Origin of the sequence: Serratia sp. FDAARGOS_506 (assembly GCF_003812745.1) — a bacterium.
GTDB lineage: Bacteria > Pseudomonadota > Gammaproteobacteria > Enterobacterales > Enterobacteriaceae > Serratia.
The window spans coordinates 4,727,363-4,746,202 of sequence record NZ_CP033831.1; the positions used below are offsets into that span (position 1 = coordinate 4,727,363).

At 57.8% G+C, this 18,840-nt stretch carries 16 protein-coding genes, 1 tRNA gene and 4 other RNA genes; 14 read left to right on the forward strand and 7 right to left on the reverse strand.

Translation table 11 applies throughout. The features are described from left to right. Positions 1–29 precede the first annotated feature (29 nt). Positions 30–743 carry a 16S rRNA pseudouridine(516) synthase RsuA gene (gene rsuA, locus EGY12_RS22890; protein ID WP_033648013.1) on the reverse strand — a complete coding sequence of 238 codons (714 nt, stop codon included), beginning with the start codon at positions 741–743 and terminating at the stop codon, positions 30–32. A gap of 316 nt (positions 744–1,059) precedes the next feature. Here rsuA and EGY12_RS22895 point away from each other — a divergent pair, with 316 nt between their 5' ends. Further along, a complete protein-coding gene (locus EGY12_RS22895; RefSeq protein ID WP_123895669.1) occupies positions 1,060–2,817 on the forward strand; it encodes a DEAD/DEAH box helicase in 1,758 nt (585 codons plus the stop codon). 162 nt (positions 2,818–2,979) lie between these two features. Continuing rightward, on the forward strand, positions 2,980–3,264 hold the full coding sequence (gene rplY / locus EGY12_RS22900) for a 50S ribosomal protein L25 (RefSeq protein WP_004935776.1): 285 nt from the start codon (positions 2,980–2,982) through the stop codon (positions 3,262–3,264). Positions 3,265–3,348: 84 nt separating this feature from the next. On the opposite strand, the gene yejK is transcribed toward rplY, so the two are convergent. Next, positions 3,349–4,356: a nucleoid-associated protein YejK gene (gene yejK, locus EGY12_RS22905; protein WP_123895488.1), complete on the reverse strand. Its 1,008-nt coding sequence runs from the start codon at positions 4,354–4,356 to the stop codon at positions 3,349–3,351. Between the two features lie 211 nt (positions 4,357–4,567). On the opposite strand from yejK, the gene EGY12_RS22910 reads away from it, so the two are divergent. From EGY12_RS22910 to EGY12_RS22940, 7 genes are all read left to right on the forward strand, one after another. Further along, the gene (locus EGY12_RS22910) at positions 4,568–4,795 is read left to right on the forward strand and encodes a YejL family protein (RefSeq protein WP_004935782.1); all 228 of its coding nucleotides are present in this window, start codon (positions 4,568–4,570) and stop codon (positions 4,793–4,795) included. A 9-nt stretch (positions 4,796–4,804) separates the two neighbouring features. Further along, complete coding sequence (gene yejM, locus EGY12_RS22915) at positions 4,805–6,586, forward strand: LPS biosynthesis-modulating metalloenzyme YejM (protein ID WP_123895489.1); 1,782 nt, start codon at positions 4,805–4,807, stop codon at positions 6,584–6,586. Positions 6,587–6,664: 78 nt separating this feature from the next. After that, positions 6,665–6,741: transfer RNA gene (locus EGY12_RS22920), tRNA-Pro, on the forward strand. Between the two features lie 34 nt (positions 6,742–6,775). Then, a non-coding RNA gene (locus EGY12_RS22925) (RtT sRNA) lies at positions 6,776–6,905 on the forward strand. A 34-nt stretch (positions 6,906–6,939) separates the two neighbouring features. Beyond that, positions 6,940–7,069, forward strand: a non-coding RNA gene (locus EGY12_RS22930) — RtT sRNA. Positions 7,070–7,103: 34 nt separating this feature from the next. Continuing rightward, a non-coding RNA gene (locus tag EGY12_RS22935) (RtT sRNA) lies at positions 7,104–7,233 on the forward strand. A gap of 34 nt (positions 7,234–7,267) precedes the next feature. Next, positions 7,268–7,397: non-coding RNA, RtT sRNA (locus EGY12_RS22940), on the forward strand. 46 nt (positions 7,398–7,443) lie between these two features. On the opposite strand, the gene ttrA is transcribed toward EGY12_RS22940, so the two are convergent. From ttrA to ttrB, 3 genes are read right to left on the reverse strand one after another with little or no spacing between them, the layout of a single operon-like run. Next, entirely contained in the window at positions 7,444–10,515 is a 3,072-nt protein-coding gene (gene ttrA / locus EGY12_RS22945) for a tetrathionate reductase subunit TtrA (RefSeq protein ID WP_123895490.1), read from the reverse strand. Then, positions 10,508–11,533 carry a tetrathionate reductase subunit TtrC gene (ttrC, locus tag EGY12_RS22950; protein WP_123895491.1) on the reverse strand — a complete coding sequence of 342 codons (1,026 nt, stop codon included), beginning with the start codon at positions 11,531–11,533 and terminating at the stop codon, positions 10,508–10,510. The genes ttrA and ttrC overlap by 8 nt, the downstream gene beginning before the upstream one ends. Continuing rightward, positions 11,530–12,267: a tetrathionate reductase subunit TtrB gene (gene ttrB, locus EGY12_RS22955; RefSeq protein WP_123895492.1), complete on the reverse strand. Its 738-nt coding sequence runs from the start codon at positions 12,265–12,267 to the stop codon at positions 11,530–11,532. The genes ttrC and ttrB overlap by 4 nt, the downstream gene beginning before the upstream one ends. 196 nt (positions 12,268–12,463) lie before the next feature. Between ttrB and ttrS the strand changes: the two genes are divergently transcribed. The 4 genes from ttrS to EGY12_RS22975 all read left to right on the forward strand — a co-directional run bounded on the left by ttrS (position 12,464) and on the right by EGY12_RS22975 (position 16,541). Then, entirely contained in the window at positions 12,464–14,218 is a 1,755-nt protein-coding gene (gene ttrS, locus EGY12_RS22960; protein WP_123895670.1) for a tetrathionate respiration histidine kinase TtrS, read from the forward strand. Further along, complete coding sequence (gene ttrR, locus EGY12_RS22965) at positions 14,190–14,789, forward strand: tetrathionate respiration response regulator TtrR (RefSeq protein WP_123895493.1); 600 nt, start codon at positions 14,190–14,192, stop codon at positions 14,787–14,789. The genes ttrS and ttrR overlap by 29 nt, the downstream gene beginning before the upstream one ends. A gap of 340 nt (positions 14,790–15,129) precedes the next feature. Further along, a complete protein-coding gene (locus EGY12_RS22970) occupies positions 15,130–15,792 on the forward strand; it encodes a VUT family protein (protein ID WP_123895494.1) in 663 nt (220 codons plus the stop codon). A 17-nt stretch (positions 15,793–15,809) separates the two neighbouring features. After that, a complete protein-coding gene (locus EGY12_RS22975) occupies positions 15,810–16,541 on the forward strand; it encodes a metallophosphoesterase (protein ID WP_123895495.1) in 732 nt (243 codons plus the stop codon). On the opposite strand, the gene EGY12_RS22980 is transcribed toward EGY12_RS22975, so the two are convergent. Next, a complete protein-coding gene (locus tag EGY12_RS22980) occupies positions 16,534–17,022 on the reverse strand; it encodes a hypothetical protein (RefSeq protein WP_123895496.1) in 489 nt (162 codons plus the stop codon). The two genes, EGY12_RS22975 and EGY12_RS22980, sit on opposite strands and share 8 nt — an antisense overlap. Beyond that, entirely contained in the window at positions 17,023–17,637 is a 615-nt protein-coding gene (locus tag EGY12_RS22985) for a helix-turn-helix domain-containing protein (protein ID WP_049269973.1), read from the reverse strand. An 852-nt stretch (positions 17,638–18,489) separates the two neighbouring features. On the opposite strand from EGY12_RS22985, the gene EGY12_RS22990 reads away from it, so the two are divergent. Further along, positions 18,490–18,735: a DinI family protein gene (locus EGY12_RS22990; RefSeq protein WP_123895497.1), complete on the forward strand. Its 246-nt coding sequence runs from the start codon at positions 18,490–18,492 to the stop codon at positions 18,733–18,735. The last annotated feature ends 105 nt before the right edge of the window (positions 18,736–18,840 follow it).

The window sequence follows — 18,840 nt, forward strand, 5'->3', positions numbered from 1 at the left end:
CTTAATCGGCCGCAATCGATGATAGGTTTTCAGTCCTGCAGGTGCGGCGCGCCCACGCTGGCGATCTCTTCTTCGGTCAGTGGGCGGTATTCGCCCGGCGCCAGATCGTCATCCAGCACGATGGCGCCGATGCGCTCACGGTGCAACTCGATCACCCGGTTGCCGACGGCAGCGAACATCCGCTTCACCTGGTGGTAGCGCCCTTCGCTGATGGTCAGGCGTACCACGCGCTCGTCAACCTGCTCCAGCGTCGCCGGCCGCGTCAGATCTTTCTCGTTGTGCAGTTGCACCCCTTCGGCGAAACGCTGCGCGGTGTCTTCCGCCAGCGGGTGCTCCAGCGTCACCAGATAGGTTTTTTCGCAGTGGTGGCGCGGTGACGTGACGCGGTGCGACCACTGGCCGTCGTCGGTCATCAACACCAGCCCGGTGGTGTCGATATCCAGCCGCCCGGCGGCGTGCAGTTTGTACGCAACCGGCTCATCGAGGAAATACAGCACCGTGGGATGATCGGGATCGTCGGTGGAGCAGACGTAACCCTGCGGTTTGTTGAGCATGAAATAGCGCGGGCCGTTCTGCTGCTGCAGCGGATTGCCGTCGAACGCCACTTCCTGCTCCGGGGTCAGTTTGATCGCCCCGCTCTTCACCACCTCACCGTCCACGGTGACGCGTTTTGCCCGAAGTTCGCGCGCCACCAGCGCACGGCTAATGCCTAACTGCTGAGATAAAAACTTGTCCAATCGCATGGGATCTGCTTTGCCTGTCGTTGTTATGATCGCATTGATCGTATTGCCAAAATATGACGCCCGCCGTTGCACCGGGTGCAAATGGCAGGTTCAGGGGGGAAATCGCGTGGGGGAACAGCGATTGCTGTCACACGAGTATAGCGGCACAACGCGTTGCCCGACAGAGGTAATTTTCACGCTCCTCGCACCGCACGCGCTCAGAAGGCATAATAATAGAAATTTTTCGGCTGCCGGGGAGTAAAACGTCACGGTTTCTGTGGAAACAACGGTGACAAAACCGCCTCCCGACGGCCATCTCAACCCACGGCGTTCATTTATGGCCTTTACCCTACGCCCTTACCAACTGGAAGCGGTCGAAGCCACCATCAATCATTTCCGTCGGCATCCCGAACCGGCGCTGATCGTGCTGCCGACCGGCGCCGGCAAAAGCCTGGTGATCGCCGAGCTGGCGAAGCGCGCCCGCGGGCGGGTGCTGGTGTTGGCGCACGTCAAGGAACTGGTGGCACAAAACCACGCCAAATACTGCGCCTACGGCCTGGAGGCGGACATCTTCGCCGCCGGTCTGCAGCAAAAAGAGAGCGCCGGCAAGGTGGTGTTCGGCAGCGTGCAGTCGGTGGCGCGCAACCTGCCGCTGTTCGACGGCGCCTTTTCTCTGCTGATCGTCGATGAATGCCACCGCATCAGCGACGACGACGACAGCCAGTACCAGCAAATCATCCAGCATTTGCAGAAAACCAACCCGCAGCTGCGGCTGCTGGGGCTGACCGCCACACCTTATCGCCTGGGCAAGGGCTGGATCTACCAGTACCATTACCACGGTTTCACCCGCGGCGACGGCGCCAGCCTGTTTCGCGACTGCATCTACGAGCTGCCGCTGCGCTATATGATTAAGAACGGCTTCCTGGTGCCGCCTGAGCGGCTGGACATGCCGATCGTGCAGTACGATTTCAGCCGACTGGAGGCCAGAAGCAACGGCCTGTTCAGCGAAGCGGATCTGAACCGCGAGCTGAAGCGGCAAAACCGCGTCACGCCGCACATCATCAGCCAGATCGTGGAGTACGCCGAGGATCGCAAGGGTGTGATGATCTTCGCCGCTACCGTCGAGCACGCCCGCGAGATCCACGGCCTGCTGCCGAACGGCGAGGCCGCGCTGGTCAGCGCCGAGACGCCACCTGCCGAGCGCGATGCGCTGATCGAGGCGTTCAAACAGCAGCGACTGCGCTATCTGGTCAACGTGGCGGTGTTGACCACCGGCTTCGACGCGCCACACGTCGATCTGATCGCTATCCTGCGCCCGACCGAGTCCGTCAGCCTGTATCAGCAGATCGTCGGCCGCGGGCTGCGGCTGGCACCCGGCAAGGAGGACTGCCTGATCCTCGACTACGCCGGCAACCCGCACGACTTGTTCACGCCGGAGGTCGGCGTCAGCAAGCCGCACGGCGACAGCCAACCGGTACAGGTATTCTGCCCGGCCTGCGGCTTCGCCAACCTGTTCTGGGGCAAGTGCACCGAAAACGGCGACATCATCGAGCACTACGGCCGCCGCTGTCAGGGCTGGTTGGAGGACGACGACGGCCACCGCGAGCAGTGCGATTACCGCTTTCGGTTCAAGAGCTGCCCGCACTGCGGCGCGGAGAACGACATCGCCGCGCGCCGCTGCCACCAGTGCCAGGAAGTGCTGGTTGATCCCGACGACATGCTGAAGGCGGCGCTGAAGCTGAAAGACGCGCTGGTGCTGCGCTGCGGCGGCATGGAGCTGCAAAGCGGCCGCGACGACAAGGGCGAATGGCTGAAGGCCACCTATTACGACGAGGACGGCACCAGCACCAGCGAGCGCTTCCGCCTGCAGACGCCGGCGCAGCGCAAAGCGTTCGAGATGCTGTTCCTGCGTCCGCATCAGCGCGCGCCGGGTGTACCTTTCACCTGGCACACCGCCGCCGACGTGCTGGCGCAACAGCAGGCGCTGCGCCATCCGGATTTCGTGGTGGCGCGCAAACGCGGGCAGTTTTGGCAGGTGCGTGAGAAAGTGTTCGATTATCAAGGCCGTTTCCGCCGTGCCAATCAGTTGGCCTGAGCGAACGGCCCTCAATCTAGGCAGGTTTTCGTTGCCCTGCGGGCGGCTTTCCGTTAAAATGCCGCGCGCTTTACCTGGGCCTGCCCAGCGTTAAAGCGGAATTCCGAACTTGCTACTTGGGTCGCCTGTAGCAGGGTAAATTTTCTTTTAAGAGAAAAAACAATGTTCACTATCAATGCAGAAGTACGTAAAGACCAGGGTAAAGGTGCGAGCCGCCGCCTGCGTGCAGCAAACAAATTCCCAGCTATCGTTTACGGTGGCAAAGAAGCTGCAGTTTCCATCGAATTGGATCATGATTCTGTCAAGAACATGGAAGCTAAACCAGAATTCTACAGCGAAGCAGTAACTCTGGTTATCGACGGTAAAGAAACCAAAGTTAAGGTTCAGGCTGTACAGCGTCACCCGTTCAAGCCAAAACTGGCTCACATCGACTTCGTTCGCGTTTAATCGCTACGTTTTCGAACCTTTCGGGACGCCGAAATAAAGAACGCCGCAATTGCGGCGTTTTTTATTGTCTGCGATTCGGCAAGCTTACTTGCCGCTGCCGGTCCGGCGCTGCAGCTGATCGCGCAGGTTGGGCGGCGTGCCTTTGATAGTCAGCGTGTCGGTGGCCGCATCCCAGAAAATGCGCTCGCCAAGCAGCATGGCATCGAAGTTCAGGCTGATGCCGCCACCGCTGCCGGCGAATTTGGTCAGCTGACGCAGCGTGCCGCGATCCGCCGGGAAACTCTCTTCCAGCTCATACCCTTGCTCGCTGGAGAACTGCATGAAGTTTTTCTCGCCAACCGGCGACAGCTCCTGCGACAGCGCCTGCAGTTCAATCTCTTCGCCCGCCTGCAGCTGTTCGTTGCAGTAGCTGTACACCTGCTGGCGCACCGACTGGCGCTCGTTCTTGTCCAGCTGCGCATCGGCGCAATAGTCATCTACCGCCTGCAGCAACCCGCGGTTTTGCGCCTTGGTGTCCAACCCTTCGGACGCCGCCAGGAAGTCCATGAAGAAGTCGGCGACCTTGCGGCCCACACGCCCGCGCAGGAAAGTCAGGTAACGGGTCGATTCCGGGTTGGTTTCCCATTCGGTCAGATCGATACGCGCAACGATATCGGCGTTGTTGATGTCCAGATAGTGCGTGGTGTTGATATCCAGCTCTTCGTTGACGCGCATGCTGTTACGGCTGTTCAACACCGCGATCAGCAGGTATTCCACCGCCAGATAACGGTATTGGCCGAACAGCACCACGCCGCCCTCGGCGAACGGATACTTCGCCAGTTCGTCGCGCAGGCGGCCGGTCGCCGCGCGGCTGAAGGCCAGAAAGTCTTTATCGTCCTTGCGGCAAGTGCGCAGCGCTTCCGCCAGTTCGCTGCCTTCGTTGAACAGGCCTAAAGCCTTGCTCTTGGCGCTGTAGACGCGATGCAGTTCCGCCATCATTTCTTCCACCGCCGCGTTGGTGGGAAGCAAGGAATCGCGCAGCACCACGTCCAGCGTTTGCTCGTCGCGTTTCACCAACTGATGCAGAGCGATCTGGTCGATATCCAGACTCATGGTAAATCCTCCTGTTCTTTAGGCGCGTATTCAAACACTGAAGGCCCCGCCCTGCAATACTAAAAAACCGCGGCAAACCGGAAAGGCGCGGCGAGGGGCCGCCCCGGCGCAGGCGAACAATTTCCCGAATGACAGGAAGTGATAAAAGAGCGGAAAATCACTGTCCTATACGGTAAGATAGGGCACTTTGCAGATTACTAAGCGCAATTTTATGCCACAATCATCCCGTTACAGTGACGAACACGTTGAACAACTGCTCTCAGAGCTGGTCAATGTTCTGGAAAAACACCATACCCCCACCGATCTTTCCCTGATGGTGCTGGGCAACATGGTCACTAATTTGATCAACACCAGCGTTGCCCCCGCGCAGCGGAAAACCCTGGCGAGATCGTTCGCGGAAGCCCTGCAGGCTTCTGTCCGTGAAGATAAAGCGCATTAATATTTACTTATGGTGACAAACCGTCAGCGTTATCGTGAAAAAGTCTCCCAGATGATCAGCTGGGGGCACTGGTTCGCCTTATTCAACATTCTGCTCGCCCTTGGGCTGGGCAGCCGCTACCTGTTTGTCACCGACTGGCCCGCCTCCCTGCTGGGCCGGGTTTATGCCCTGGTCAGCCTGCTGGGGCATTTCAGCTTTATCGTGTTCGCCGGCTATTTGCTGGTGATCTTCCCGCTCACCTTCGTGGTGATGTCGCAGCGGCTGCTGCGATTTATTTCCGCCGCGTTGGCCACCGCTGGGCTCACACTGTTGCTGGTCGACAGCGAAGTGTTCTCCCATTTCCACCTGCACCTCAATCCGGTGGTGTGGGATCTGGTGGTCAACCCGGACCAAAGCGAGCTTTCACGCGACTGGCAGCTGATGTTTATCTGCGTGCCGGTGATCTTCCTGGTGGAGATGCTGTTCGGCACCTGGAGCTGGCAGAAGCTGCGCAGCCTGAATCGCCGCCGTTTCGGCAAGCCGCTGGCGGCGCTGTTTATCAGCGCCTTTTTCGCTTCGCACCTGATTTATATCTGGGCTGACGCCAACTTCTATCGCCCGATCACCATGCAGCGGGCCAACCTGCCGCTCTCGTACCCGATGACCGCGCGCAAGTTCCTCGAAAAACATGGCCTGCTCGACCAGCAAGAGTATGAGCGCCGCCTGGTGCAACAAGGCAACCCGGAAGCGGTGGCGGTGGAATATCCGCTCAGCGATCTCAGCTACGGCGATAAAGGCAGCGGCTATAACCTGCTGATGATCGTGGTGGACGGCATCCGCGCCAAAGACGTGGCGCAAGACATGCCGGCGCTGACGCGCTTCGCCCAGGAAAACGTGCGTTTCAGCGATCACTACAGTTCAGGCAACCATGCCGATACCGGGCTGTTCGGCCTGTTCTACGGCATTTCCCCAACCTATCTGGACAGCGTGCTCGCCGGCCGCAAGCCGTCAGCGCTGATCAATGCGCTCAGCGATCAAGGCTACCAGCTGGGGTTGTTCTCCTCCGACGGCTTCAACGCCAGCCTGTACCGTCAGGCCCTGTTGACCGACTTCTCACTGCCGACGCCGGCGCCGCAAAGCGACGCGCAAACCACGCAGCAATGGCAACGTTGGCTGGCGGATCAGGGCGACAAAGAGCCGTGGTTCTCCTATATCAACTTCAGCGGCGCCGAGCCGGCCGACGGTGCCAAAACCCCGGCGCCGGCCGACTTTATCCAACGCTATCGCACCGGCGCGCAAGACGTGGACGCCCAGATAACCCAGGTGCTGGACACCCTGAAACAGCGCGGCCTATTGGATAAAACCGTGGTGGTGATCACCGCCGAGCACGGCGTCGAATTCAACGACAGCGGCAAAGATCAGTGGGGGGCCGGCTCCGCCTTCAATCAGGCGCAGTTGCAGGTACCTTTGGTGATCCATTGGCCGGGCACCCCGGCACAGACCATCAGCAAGCTGACCGGCCATAACGACGTGATGCGCACCTTGATGCAACGGTTACTGCACGTGAAGACCGCGCCGAAAGATTATTCGCAGGGCGAAGATCTGTTCACCGCCCAGCGCCGCAACAACTGGATCGCCACCGGCGATGGCAACCAGCTGGTGATCACCACGCCGACACAAACGCTGATGCTGGACAACAGCGGCAACTATCGCGTCTACGATCAGAACGGCGAAGAGATAAAAGACGAGAAACCGCAGCTTGCTCTGCTGTTGCAGGTGCTGACCGATGTAAAACGCTTTATCGCCAACTAACTGCTTAAAACTAAAGCAATCAAGTGGCGAGGCGCTTGCATTAACATCGGGAATCGGTAGTATGATTTTTCATAGCATCGGCATGTAGCGCAGCCTGGTAGCGCACCGTCATGGGGTGTCGGGGGTCGGAGGTTCGAATCCTCTCATGCCGACCAAGTTCAAGAAAACCTGCTGTTACAGCAGGTTTTTTTTCGTCTTCACATTGAGAGGATGAGAATCTCCGAAGGAGGTTCGAGTCGAACGTAGTGAGACCACGTTGCTTTAGCAACGGCCCGCAGGGCAAGCATCGAAGATGCGCATAATCCTCTCATGCCGACCAAGTTCAAGAAAACCTGCTGTTACAGCAGGTTTTTTTTCGTCTTCACATTGAGAGGATGAGAATCTCCGAAGGAGGTTCGAGTCGAACGTAGTGAGACCACGTTGCTTTAGCAACGGCCCGCAGGGCAAGCATCGAAGATGCGCATAATCCTCTCATGCCGACCAAGTTCAAGAAAACCTGCTGTTACAGCAGGTTTTGTTTCGTCTTCACGTTGAGAGGATGAGAATCTCCGAAGGAGGTTCGAGCCGAACGTAGTGAGACCACGTTGCTTTAGCAACGGCCCGCAGGGCAAGCATCGAAGATGCGCATAATCCTCTCATGCCGACCAAGTTCAAGAAAACCTGCTGTTACAGCAGGTTTTGTTTCGTCTTCACGTTGAGAGGATGAGAATCTCCGAAGGAGGTTCGAGCCGAACGTAGTGAGACCACGTTGCTTTAGCAACGGCCCGCAGGGCAAGCATCGAAGATGCGCATAATCCTCTCATGCCGACCAAGTTCAAGAAAACCTGCTGTTACAGCAGGTTTTTTTCGTCCGTCGTTTACGCGGAAAGTTTAACGATCGCCGCCGGAATACCCTGGCGCACCGCCGCTCCGGTCACCCAATCCAGCCAGGTGTTCGGCACTTCGCGCGTAGGATCGGCAAAGCCCAAATCGTTAAGGTTGATGCCGGCGGCAATGCGCTCATCCATCGCCAGCGGTTCGCCGTCCAGGTAGTGCTGGCTGGCGCCCATCTCCCGGTGACCATAGCCATGTTCCACCGCGATCACACCGGGCATCACCCCCGCCAGCAAGCTAATCTGCACCTCCCGGCTGCCGCCCGGCGTACTGATGCTCACCCAATCGCCGTGTTGAATGCCGAAACGCACCCCATCCGCCGGGTTCAGGGCCACCAGGTTCACCGGCTTCACGTCGTGCAGGCGCCGGATCACCGCGGTGGAGCTGCTCATCACATTGGATTTGAAGGACATCAACCGCAGCGGCCACTGCCGCTCGGGGTAGAGCTCTTCCACCGCGCGACCGTCCGACAAACGTGCCGGGTAGCAGGTGGGGCAGCCGCTGAAACGCTCGCCGGTGATAGCATACCGGTGCTTCGCCACTTCCGCATTCCAGATCTGCAGCGGCTTCTCCCAACGGTTGCCCACGCTGCCGTCGCGGCGGCCGCTGTCATGATCGGCGAAGCGGCCGCCGCGGCTGTAGATAAACGCCACGCGATCGATTTCATCGGCGCGCAGCGTCTGCGCAAGCTGCGGCAACAAGCGATCAACGCCGCACAGCGCCAGCTCTTCCGCCCTCGCGGCCGGCACCGGCGCCTTGCCGGCAAACGCCACGTTGGCGGCAGCGCGCAGATAGTAATCCTCAGCACGGTTGAGCGGCAGCAGCCCGCCCTGGCCGTCGCCGACAGCGCGATCGCCGAACCCTGGCAGCGCCAGGCGTTTGGCGACGGCGATGCAAAACGCCTCCATGGAGATCGGCTGCCCTTGCGCCGTTTTCGCGGTCGCCGGCGTCACTACCGGCCAACGCGCGGTGGTGGCCTTGCTGGCGACGCCGCCCCAGGGGGCGCTGAATCCCCAACTCTCAAAGTTATGGGTATCCGGGATGATATAGTCGGCCAGCGCCGTCGTTTCGTTGATAAACGCATCGATGGCGATAAACAGCGGTAAACGCGCCGGATCTTTAAGCCGCTCCTCCGCCACGCCGCGCAACCCGGCAATACCGTACAGGGGGTTGGTCATGTTCGAGATCCAGGCTTTGAGCCCGTACGGATAACCCGCCAGCGCCGACGTCAGCAGCTCGGTCAACTGCCCGGCAACGAACGGATACCAGGGTGCCCTGGCCGGCCAGGGTGAAACACCCGCCGCCACTTTTTCGCGGTATTCGTCGGAGGCTTCATAGGCGGCCTTGCTGCGCGCGATATTCAGCCCTTTCGGTTTTACCAGGCCGGGAAAATCGACCAGGTTATAGCGCGGCCCCTCGGCGAAACCATTGAATTTACCGCCGCCGACGAACACTCCCCCCTCCAGGCTAAGGTTACCGATCAGCACGTTGAGCATCATCACCGCCCAGGTATTGTAAAATCCGTTCGCCGCCATCATCCCGCCATGAGCGATCACCGCCGCCTTGCGCCCATGGGCGGTAAAGGCCTCGGCCAGCGCCGCGATGCGCGCCACCGGCACGCCGCATTGCCGGCTATACGCTTCCGGCGACAGTTTGTCGGCGGCCTCTTTCAGGCACTGGAAGCCGCTCTTCACCGCCACCTGCGCGCCGTCGTGCAGCGTCACCGTGCGGGTTACCCACAGTTCGGCGCGGTCGCATGCCTCGGCCGGCACCAGTTCCCCCGCGCCGTTGACCACCAGCGGCGACGCCGACTCGACGCCGTTTAGATGGGCCAGCGTCAGATGCTGCCCCGCCAACGGGTGCTCGCTCTCGGCGATCACCAGATGCGTGGCATTGGTCCAGCTCTTCTCGCCGGCACGCTGCATAGCGGCCTCCGACGGGATGGCGAGATAACCGGCCTGATAACGCCGGTTGTCGAGGATCCAACGGATCATCGCCATCGCCAGCGCCGAATCGGTGCCCGGCAGCACCGGGATCCAATGGCCATGATCGTCCGCCAGCGTGGTGGTCAGCGGCAGCGCCGGCGCCACCACCGCATAGCGGAACTCGCTGCGCAATCTGGCGCTGGCCAACTGTCGAGCCTGGCGCTTGAACGGGTTGCCGGACTGCGCCGGCGAGGTGCCCATAAACAGCGCGAATTCGACCTGTTCCCAGTCCGGTTTCACATGCGGGTTCTTGTCCAGATCGTTCATCAATGCACCGGAGCCGGCACGGTAGGCCAGCCCACAGTAAGCGCCGTGCGCACCGAAGTTTTTGCTGCCGAAACTGTTCTGGGCGAAGCGCCGCAGGAAGCTGTCGCGCCCGTCGTCACCGGCGTTGGTCACCAGCAGCTGGTTGGCTTTCGGCCCCAGCCCCGGCCGCCGGGCGTCGATCGGCGTTTCCAGGTCGCGGATCGCCCGCAGGCCGTCCACATGCCCCTCGCCGAACAGATCACCGCCCTCCACCACTTCAGCGATCAGCTGCTCAAAGCTGATGCGCTGCCACTTGCCCTCGCCGCGTTTGCCGACGCGCTTCATCGGCTCCAGCACGCGCAGCGGGCTGTAAAGCCCCTCCAGCAGCGTGGCGCCGCGTGCGCAGGCGGTGGAACGGGCGTCGAGGCCGCTCTCGCCACCCAGCTGCGCCAACGCGTCCTGCAGCGGCAAGGCCGAGTCAACGTGCCGTTCCTGAGACAGCGGATGATAAGGATTGCCGGCAATGCGCAATACCCGGCCAGTCTGCCTGTCCACCCGAACCCGCACGCCGCACTGCGTCCAACAGCCGAAACACTGGGTCATCGAGATGGCCTGCTGCGGATTGCCTTGCCATTCCGGCATTGCCCGCCCTTCGGGCGGCAGGGAGTTGCCGTTGATGCGATCCAACGTCACCCGCCCTGAGGTGCCGTGAATCAAACCGTCGATCGCCCGTTTGGCGACCTCGCGATAGCTCAGGCCAAAAGCGGACAGCCCGCCGAAGGCCAGGCCCACTTTCAACCACTGACGCCGGGTGAGTTTAGCCATGTTGTTTTCTCCGCAGTAAAAACGCCTGTGCTTCGCGCACCATGATCATTAACGCCAGCCACAGCCCGAAGGTGCCGACGATCGCCAGCAAACCATCGGTACCCAGCGGCAGGCTATAGGGGTAATAAGACGCGTTGTATTTCGGGACGATTTGCACCTCGATCAACAGCGTCCAGCGCATTAACCAGTTCAACCCCAGCGCGCCGGCCACCAGCAGCAGCGCGCCACCGCGCGGCAAACGTCGATAGGCAACCCAGGCGGCGCACGCCAGCGTCAGTGCCCACAGCGCGATCCACCCGGCGGCATACTGACGCGCCGTCGCCTGCGTATGCAGCCAGTGGCGAACCGCCGCGCCGGATAGCGTATCGCCGCACACCCACAGCAGGATCGCCCCGCCGAGCAGCAACAGCGTCAGCAGTGTCCCGCGCGCCAGCGGCGCTTGCAGGCAGGGCCGTTTGCGCATCGCCAACAGCAACAGGGCCAAGAGCGCCTGCAGTGCGCTGAGGAACATCACGATCGGAAATCCGTAGCTGAACCAGATGGGACGGGCGCGCACAACGGAAACCTCACGCCCGGTGTATAACAGCAGGCCGATAGCCACCACCGCGCAGGCAGGTGCGATCCCACGCAACAACGCAACCGGTCTGCCCGTCAGCCGCGTAAATTCGATCGCGATAAACCACAGGCCGATCAGCAAGGTAAACAGCGGCAAGAACAACGCCCCCCACGGCATCCACGACCAGGGCGTCGGATAAGCGTAGAAATGCCAGAAACGGGCGGTTTGGTGCAGGTCAGCGGTCAACGCCAGCGGCGCGGTGATGGCGCACGTCAGCCCAATAAACAGCGCCGTGCGCTCCAGATGTGCGGCGTTATCCCCACCGCGCCAGCGCCACACGCAGGCCAGCAGCGCGGCGCAGGCGGCGATGCCGATAAAAAAGAAATATTGCACGGCCCACGGCAGCCAACTCACCGCCTGCGGCTGGCTCAGCACTTCTGCGATCATCAGTTGGCGGCTCATCGTCCCTCCCCCCATAAGGCGACCTGCGCCCGCCCCGGCAGCGGCGTGACGAAGGCGTCATCCAGCCCCAGATAGAACACATGAGGCGCGGTTTGGTTTTCCGGCTTGAGGACTTTGATCTCGGCCTCGTAGCGCCGCAGCAGCTTGCTTAGCGTGCTGTGCGGATCGCGCATGTCGCCGATGATCCGCGCCCCTCCCACGCACGACTCCACGCACGCCGGCAGCAATCCCGCCTCCAGCCGATGTACGCAGAAAGTGCACTTATCCGCGGTTTGCGTAGCGTGATTGATAAAACGGGCATCGTACGGACAGGCCTGCACACAATAGGCGCATCCCACGCAGCGTTTGTTGTCGACCACCACGATCCCGTCCTCGCGCTGGAAGGTGGCCTGCACCGGGCATACCGGCACGCAGGGCGGGTTGTCGCAGTGGTTGCACAGCCTGGGCAGCAGCACGTTGGTCGCTACTTCCTCCCCTTCGAGGCTGACCTGATACTGGTTTACCGTGGTGCGAAATTCACCGTGCGGCGTCTGGTTTTCAATGGCGCAGCTGACGGTACAGGCCTGGCACCCGACGCAGCGCCGTAAATCGATCAGCATCGCGTAGCGGCGGCGAATATCCCCCTCGCGCCGCGTCGGCGCCCACGCCAGCCCGGCTTCCGCCATGGGGATCAGCGAAGCCCCCGCCGTCAACACGCCCAGCCGCTGCAAAAACTGCCGTTTACCGAAATCCATGCGCCTTTCCCCCGCCCTGGGCATCACCCCGATCACGCTATTGATGCCCGTTAGATGAATAAACAATGTCGATGATTTACAGTGTAAAAATGGCATTGGGCTCAGCTCTATTGTGGTTAACCACATACCGAACCTAACGTTGATCTAAAACAAGTGACGGCAGGCAGATTGCCCACCAGGAGGGGCCGTGAGGATCGTGTTATTACTGCTGCTCACCTTCGGTTGGGGTGCAGCGGCACAGGCGGGAGAGTGGTCGGTCGGCGTGCTGGCGATGCGCGGCGATGCGGCGACCGCGCGAGACTGGCAGCCGCTGATCGACAGGCTCAACGGCAGCGTCAGCGGTGAACGCTTTCGCCTGCAGCCGCTCGATCTGGCGCAAATGCGCGATGCGGTCAATCAGGGCAGCGTGCAGTTCGTGGTCACTAATCCGGCGCAGTTTGTGCAGCTGAACAGCCACTACCACCTGCGCTGGCTGGCGTCGTTGCGCGCCGCCAACGGCGATCGGGAGACGGGCAACATCATTGGCAGCGTGATTCTGGTGCGGCGCGACAGTGACATCACGACGCCGCAGACGCTGATGGGCAAAACGGTGGGCGCCATCGATCCGCAGGCCTTCGGCGGCTATCTGACCGGTTATAAGGCGCTCAGCGACGCCGGCATACGGCCCGAGCGCGATTTTCACCTGCGCTTTACCGGTTTCCCTGCCGACGCCCTGCTCTATCTGTTGCGCGAACGCGCCATCCAGGCCGCCATCGTCCCCGTCTGCCTGCTGGAGAAAATGGATAAGGAAGGCCTGATCAATCCGGCGGATTTTCGCCCGCTGTTGCAACAGGCCGCGTCGGTTCCCTGCGTTACCAGCACGCCGCTTTACCCCAACTGGTCGTTCGCCGCCCTGCCCGGCCTGGATAACTCACTGGTGGATGCGGTGGCGAGAGCCTTGCTGACCGCACCGCCGCAGTCTCCCTTTCAGTGGGGCGCACCGGCCTCGACCAGCGAGGTGGAAGCGCTGCTGCGCGCCGTCAATCAGCACCCGGAACAGCGGCGGCTGTGGCTGGATATCAAGAGCTGGCTGATCCAGCATCAGACGGCCGTTGGCCTGTCGCTGGCGGTACTGGCGCTGTTGATCGTCAACCATATCTGGATCGCGCTGCAGGTACGCCGGCGCGGGCGACAGCTGCTCCATGCCGGAGAGCAACTGCGGCGGCAGGAGCAGGCGCTGGAGAACGCCAGGCAGTTGAACGTGCTGGGGGAGATGGCCTCCGGCTTCGCACACGAACTCAATCAACCGCTGGCGGCTATTCGCCACTATGCGCAGGGATGCCTGATCCAACTGAGCAAAACGGACGCCGAGCATCCTCTGCTGGGGCCGCTGGAAAACATCGACCGACAGGCGCAGCGCGGCGGCGAGACGATTCATAACCTGCGCCAGTGGGCACAGCCCACCGCTGAGGCGATAGACCAAACGCGCTGGCGGCCCACCGCGGTAAACGAAACCGCCGAGCGGGTGTGGGCGCTGCTGCGCCTGACGCAGCGCTATCCCGACCTGAAACTGTTTAACAACGTGACGCCTTCGCTGACGCTAACCCTGCCGCCGGCGCTGCTGGAGCAGCTGCTGGCGAACCTGCTGCTGAATGCGGCGCAGGCCGGAGCCAATGCCATCTGGCTTTCCGCCGCCGCGAGCGAACGGGCGATTGAGTTGCATCTGCAGGACAACGCGGGAGGTATGACAACGGCCGTGCTGGAACAGGCTTTTCGCCCCTTCAACACCACCAAAGCCGGCGGCATGGGGTTGGGATTAGCTATTTGCCGGCGCCTGGCCCGCTATGGCGGTGGTGAAATCCGCCTGGCTAACCGCCCCGCACCCGACTGCCGCAATGGGCTGTGCGTAACGCTGCATTTCATATTGAACAATGAGGAAAACCATGCCGCTAATTCATCTGGTGGACGATGACGTCGCCGTCACCGATGCCTGCCATTTTTTGCTGACCAGCCTCGGCCACGACGTGCAGTGCTGGAATGACAGCACCGACTTTTTGGCGCAGGCCGACCTGTTTCAGACCGGGATTGTCTTGCTGGACATGCGGATGCCGAAACTCGATGGCCACCAGGTTTACGGGGAGTTGCGCCAGCGCGGCAGCACGCTGGCGGTGGTGTTCCTGTCCGGCCATGGCGACGTGCCGATGGCGGTGGAGCAGATGAAGTACGGCGCAGTGGACTTCCTGCAAAAACCGATCGCCGCAGAGCCGCTGATCGCCGCCCTTGAACGGGCGAAGAACATCTCCGCCGAAGCCTGGCAACGCCATGAAACCCTCGGCCGCTATCGCACGCTCACGCCGAAAGAACGCGAGATCGCGCATCTGGTGGTGCGGGGCATGATGAATCGGGAAATGGCGGAGCAGCTGAATATCGCGCTGCGCACTGTGGAGGTTCACCGGGCGAAAGTTATGGAAAAAATGCAGGCCGCCAGCCTCGCCGAATTGGTGATTCAGCTGCAGGCTCTGCCGCCCACGCCCCGGGAGTGAACGCACAAAGCCCTCATCAAGTTAACGTCCCGTATTCCTCTTCCCATGATTGACACAGCGCAATCCAGGTAATATATTCATTAGAAATATTAATGAATTACGGTAAAGTCATCTGTTCTCAACCAACAGGCCATCAGCATTCTTCGCAAAACCCAGCGTAGCGCTTTCGCCTTCAGGAACCCCGTGAGGGAAAGGAGAGGCGTTGTCTTGAATAAAGAGAAACGATGGCCATACGACATGGCTCGAGCATCATTGCGCCACTATCTGGCCGCTTGGTTGACGTTTTAAATAAGTATGGATTATGAATAACAGAAGAACACGGACTAAATAAGGAATAAAAATGCAAGGAAATCTCAAGCTCTATGGCCTTTTTGTTGGCCTGACCGTGACCATTATGATCACCTGCGACACGTTGGTTTATAAGGTCTTTGATATCTATGGTTTTAAAATAACGGCCAGCGGCATTGTATTCTCCCTGTGTTTCTTGATCTCCACATTGCTTACTGAGGTTTACGGCTATAAATTATCGGTCAGAGCAATATGGATCATGGTCTTTTGCCAAAGCTTATATGTCATAATACTTAATCTCTCAGCCGTTATTCAGCCAGAATACAACGCCATAGCAACGCACTACCACTCTTTATACCATGAGTTCTGGCGAGTCATGCTCGGCACCTGGGTATCCGTCCCGGTCGCTTATTTCGTCAATGGATTTATTATTTCAAAGATGAAGATCATCTTCTCCGGCAAATACTTCTTTATCCGATATATTGTGGGCTCCATGTCTACACAGGCCGCCCTGTTGCTGACTGCCTATCCGATCAGCCTTTCAGGAAAATACACCTTCATGGAGTTGGTTAACATTATAAGCACGACCTGGTCTTATAAAGTTGTCGTTTCTATTGTCTTGCTGCCGCTCGCCATCGCCTTAGTAGAGTGGGTGAAGAAGATAGAAAACACCGATCACTATGATTGGGGCACCTCATACAATCCATTTAAGTAATATCAACAGGGTCTCGCATGAAAGTAATTCAGATTAGTGACATACATATTATGCCTAATGAAAGCACGCTGGCTTCGAAGCATCTTGCTAATTTCGACAGTGCCATTGACTTCATTAACGCCAATGCAGATAAAATCAATGCCGACTTAATCATTGTGACGGGTGACATCTCTCATGATGGCGATATCCCCTCTTATGAGCGCTTCTTTAAGATAATGAACCGCACTTCCCTACCTTTCTTTTTTTTCCCAGGCAACCACGACAACAAAAAGAATCTGGACGATGCAGCCCGTAAACAGGGCGGCAGCTACGATATAAACTTGTTTGAAGATGACGAATGGCGCATGCTCAGCATCGACTCAGTGGTTGATAACGAAGATTTCGGCAGGATCTCGACGCAATCGCTCGACACGCTTGAAAAAGCCATAGTCGCGAGTGGCAATAAAAAAGTCGCCGTCTTCTTGCATCATCACCCTATTCCTGTAGGCACCCCCCTTGTTGATAGCTGTATGTTAAACAATGCCGAGGAGCTTTTGAGCCTCTGTCAACGATTAAACGTTAAGTTTATCGGCTCAGGCCATGCACATACGTTATTCCAAAGAAAGTTGGGGGAAACCTTAATCTCTGTTTCCCCGGCGATTTGTTCGCAATGGAAGAACGGCACAAGCGATGTCAGCAGCATAGACAATTCGGCTTTCAGCGTGATTACGTTCGATGAGCATATTCACGTCGAACCCTGGTTTATTTAATCAACGTCAGTATTGTTTTTTTAGAACTGTCGCTTTTCTTTGCATTTTTCAAAGAGGCAGAGAGTGCTCTGCCTTCTTTTACCCCGGCATAAAAGGCTATTTTCGTCGCATCCAAGGACTCGGTTTTGTCGACAAGATCGCGATCCTTTAGGAAATCAGCCCCTGATATTGATATCGAGTCAACGCCGTTTTTCAACGTCCACATACAGTTTCGTTTCTCTTCATGAATCGACAGTTTGGCCGAGGCGATTTTTATTTTAGACTCGGTCTCGGCGATAAAAGCGATGTCTTTCGGGTTAACGTGCCTTAGAAAATCGCCCTCGATCAGTTGCCCCCAGTTTTTTTTCACGAAAGTATGGGTGCCAAACTCTTTGAAAAGCCAATATCCATCCGCCGTTCGGATCACGCTGCGATCTAACGTATAGAGGTAACTGGGAGAGTATATTTTCCTTAACCTTCTCATTATGTTAAATAAATCCATTTATTTCAGCCTCTTTATCGTTTTCAATAGAACACCGACGATCGCATAATCGCTATAGGACTTCACGCTGCTATCTGAATCTAGTGAGATATTTGTAAACAACAAGTCGTCGTCAGAAACAAAAACTCGTCTTAAGCATATTGGGTAATTTTTCAGCTTAACCAGGACGATGTCACCATCACAAAATGGCTCCTTGAGGGAGATCACACAATACGTTCCACGGTCTAATTCAGGCGACAGTGAATTATTCGTTATCTCTACCACAAATAGCGAATCGTCCGTCATGTCATCGACTTCTGTCGTATAGGTATCTGCCGTTCTGATCGTGTTGGCCAGAAAACGCTCTACATCGCTGTAGCTAATGAGCGGCAGCGATCTCACATTGTGTTTGATCTCCCCTGTGACGCTTAGATCCTTGTCAGTCAGCTCCCCTACTTTTACGCTGAAAAACTCACCAATGGACGCAAGCGTGGCGATCGTGGGATTCCCCACCCCTTTCCTCAGATTATTGATGGTGGCTATCCCTATCCCGGTTTCGCTGCTCAACCGACTGGCGTCAATCCCGTGCATGCGCATGAGGTAAGTGAGGTTTTCACCTATCATTTTCAATGACATACCATTTTCTTCTGATATTTTAATGTTGTTTGGTTGCATTATAATGTTTTAAACCTATACTTTAGCATCATTAAAGTTAATTAAAAACATTAAACCACTTTCAAGGTGGCCATGACAATGACTCGAGGCGAAAGACGAACAAAAAACACAGAAAAGTTATTGTAATAAAATTATTTTATTGAAAATCGTCGCTCTTGGCGAACGTGACTGGTTTTTATTGAAATGATTCAATTTACTTATTAAATGCCATCTGAGCAGGCTAACTCATTTCTCGTTCATCAAGCTTAAGAGGCGATTTACAACGCCCGGGATATCTTCATCACATTCACGCCATAGCTGCCGAGGGAGAAACCTAAAATACTGATCATTAACCTCGCAGCAATTTAACGCACGGAAGCCAGCCTGGAGAGCAAACCGCATCCCGGTTTAATTTTAAACAAAATGAGATGAATGCTTTATTCAGCGCTCATAGAGCGACTATTGCCCAACACTCGGGATTTTTTCTCTGTCAGAACGCGAAGAAGCTGCGTCAGCGCTCGTAACGCCGAGTTCCGGCGCATACCTGCGTTGAGCGATTTTATGCCAAGAACGGCGACCAGAAAGGTGGCGTCGGGCCCCCAACACCAGGGAGCACCCAGCCCGGCGCCACCGCCCTACATACTGGGTTGAACGGAGAAAAACACAGGCCGCAAGGATAACTGCGCCCTTTGAAGATTCAACGAGTGAAGAGACAGGCTTGGCCGCGTACAGCGCAAGAATGCTCGCATCATGCAAAATTCCGACCCCCCTCTTGCCAACCGGCCTTCCTCAGGCCAAAATACTGTACATTAAATCAGTATTTACAGGTGAGTCATGTTTGTAGAATTAGTGTACGACAAGCGCAACGTCGCTGGGCTGCCCAACGCCGCCGAAATTATTCACAACGAGCTCGAAAAACGCGTACATGCGCTATTCCCGGAGGCGGAGGTACGCGTGAAGCCGATGCAGGCCAACGGCCTGAACTCCGACGCCAGCAAAAACGATCGAGAGAAGCTGAACCGAATGTTGGAAGAGATGTTCGAAGAAGCGGATCAGTGGCTGGTCACGGATATTTGCTAAGCGGCCTCAACGTAGCCCCCCGACGAGTAGCCAAGCCTGAACCTAGTATCAGTAGGCTGTTTTATACGAACAAGACAGCATGGCAACATGCTTATCTATCGATTA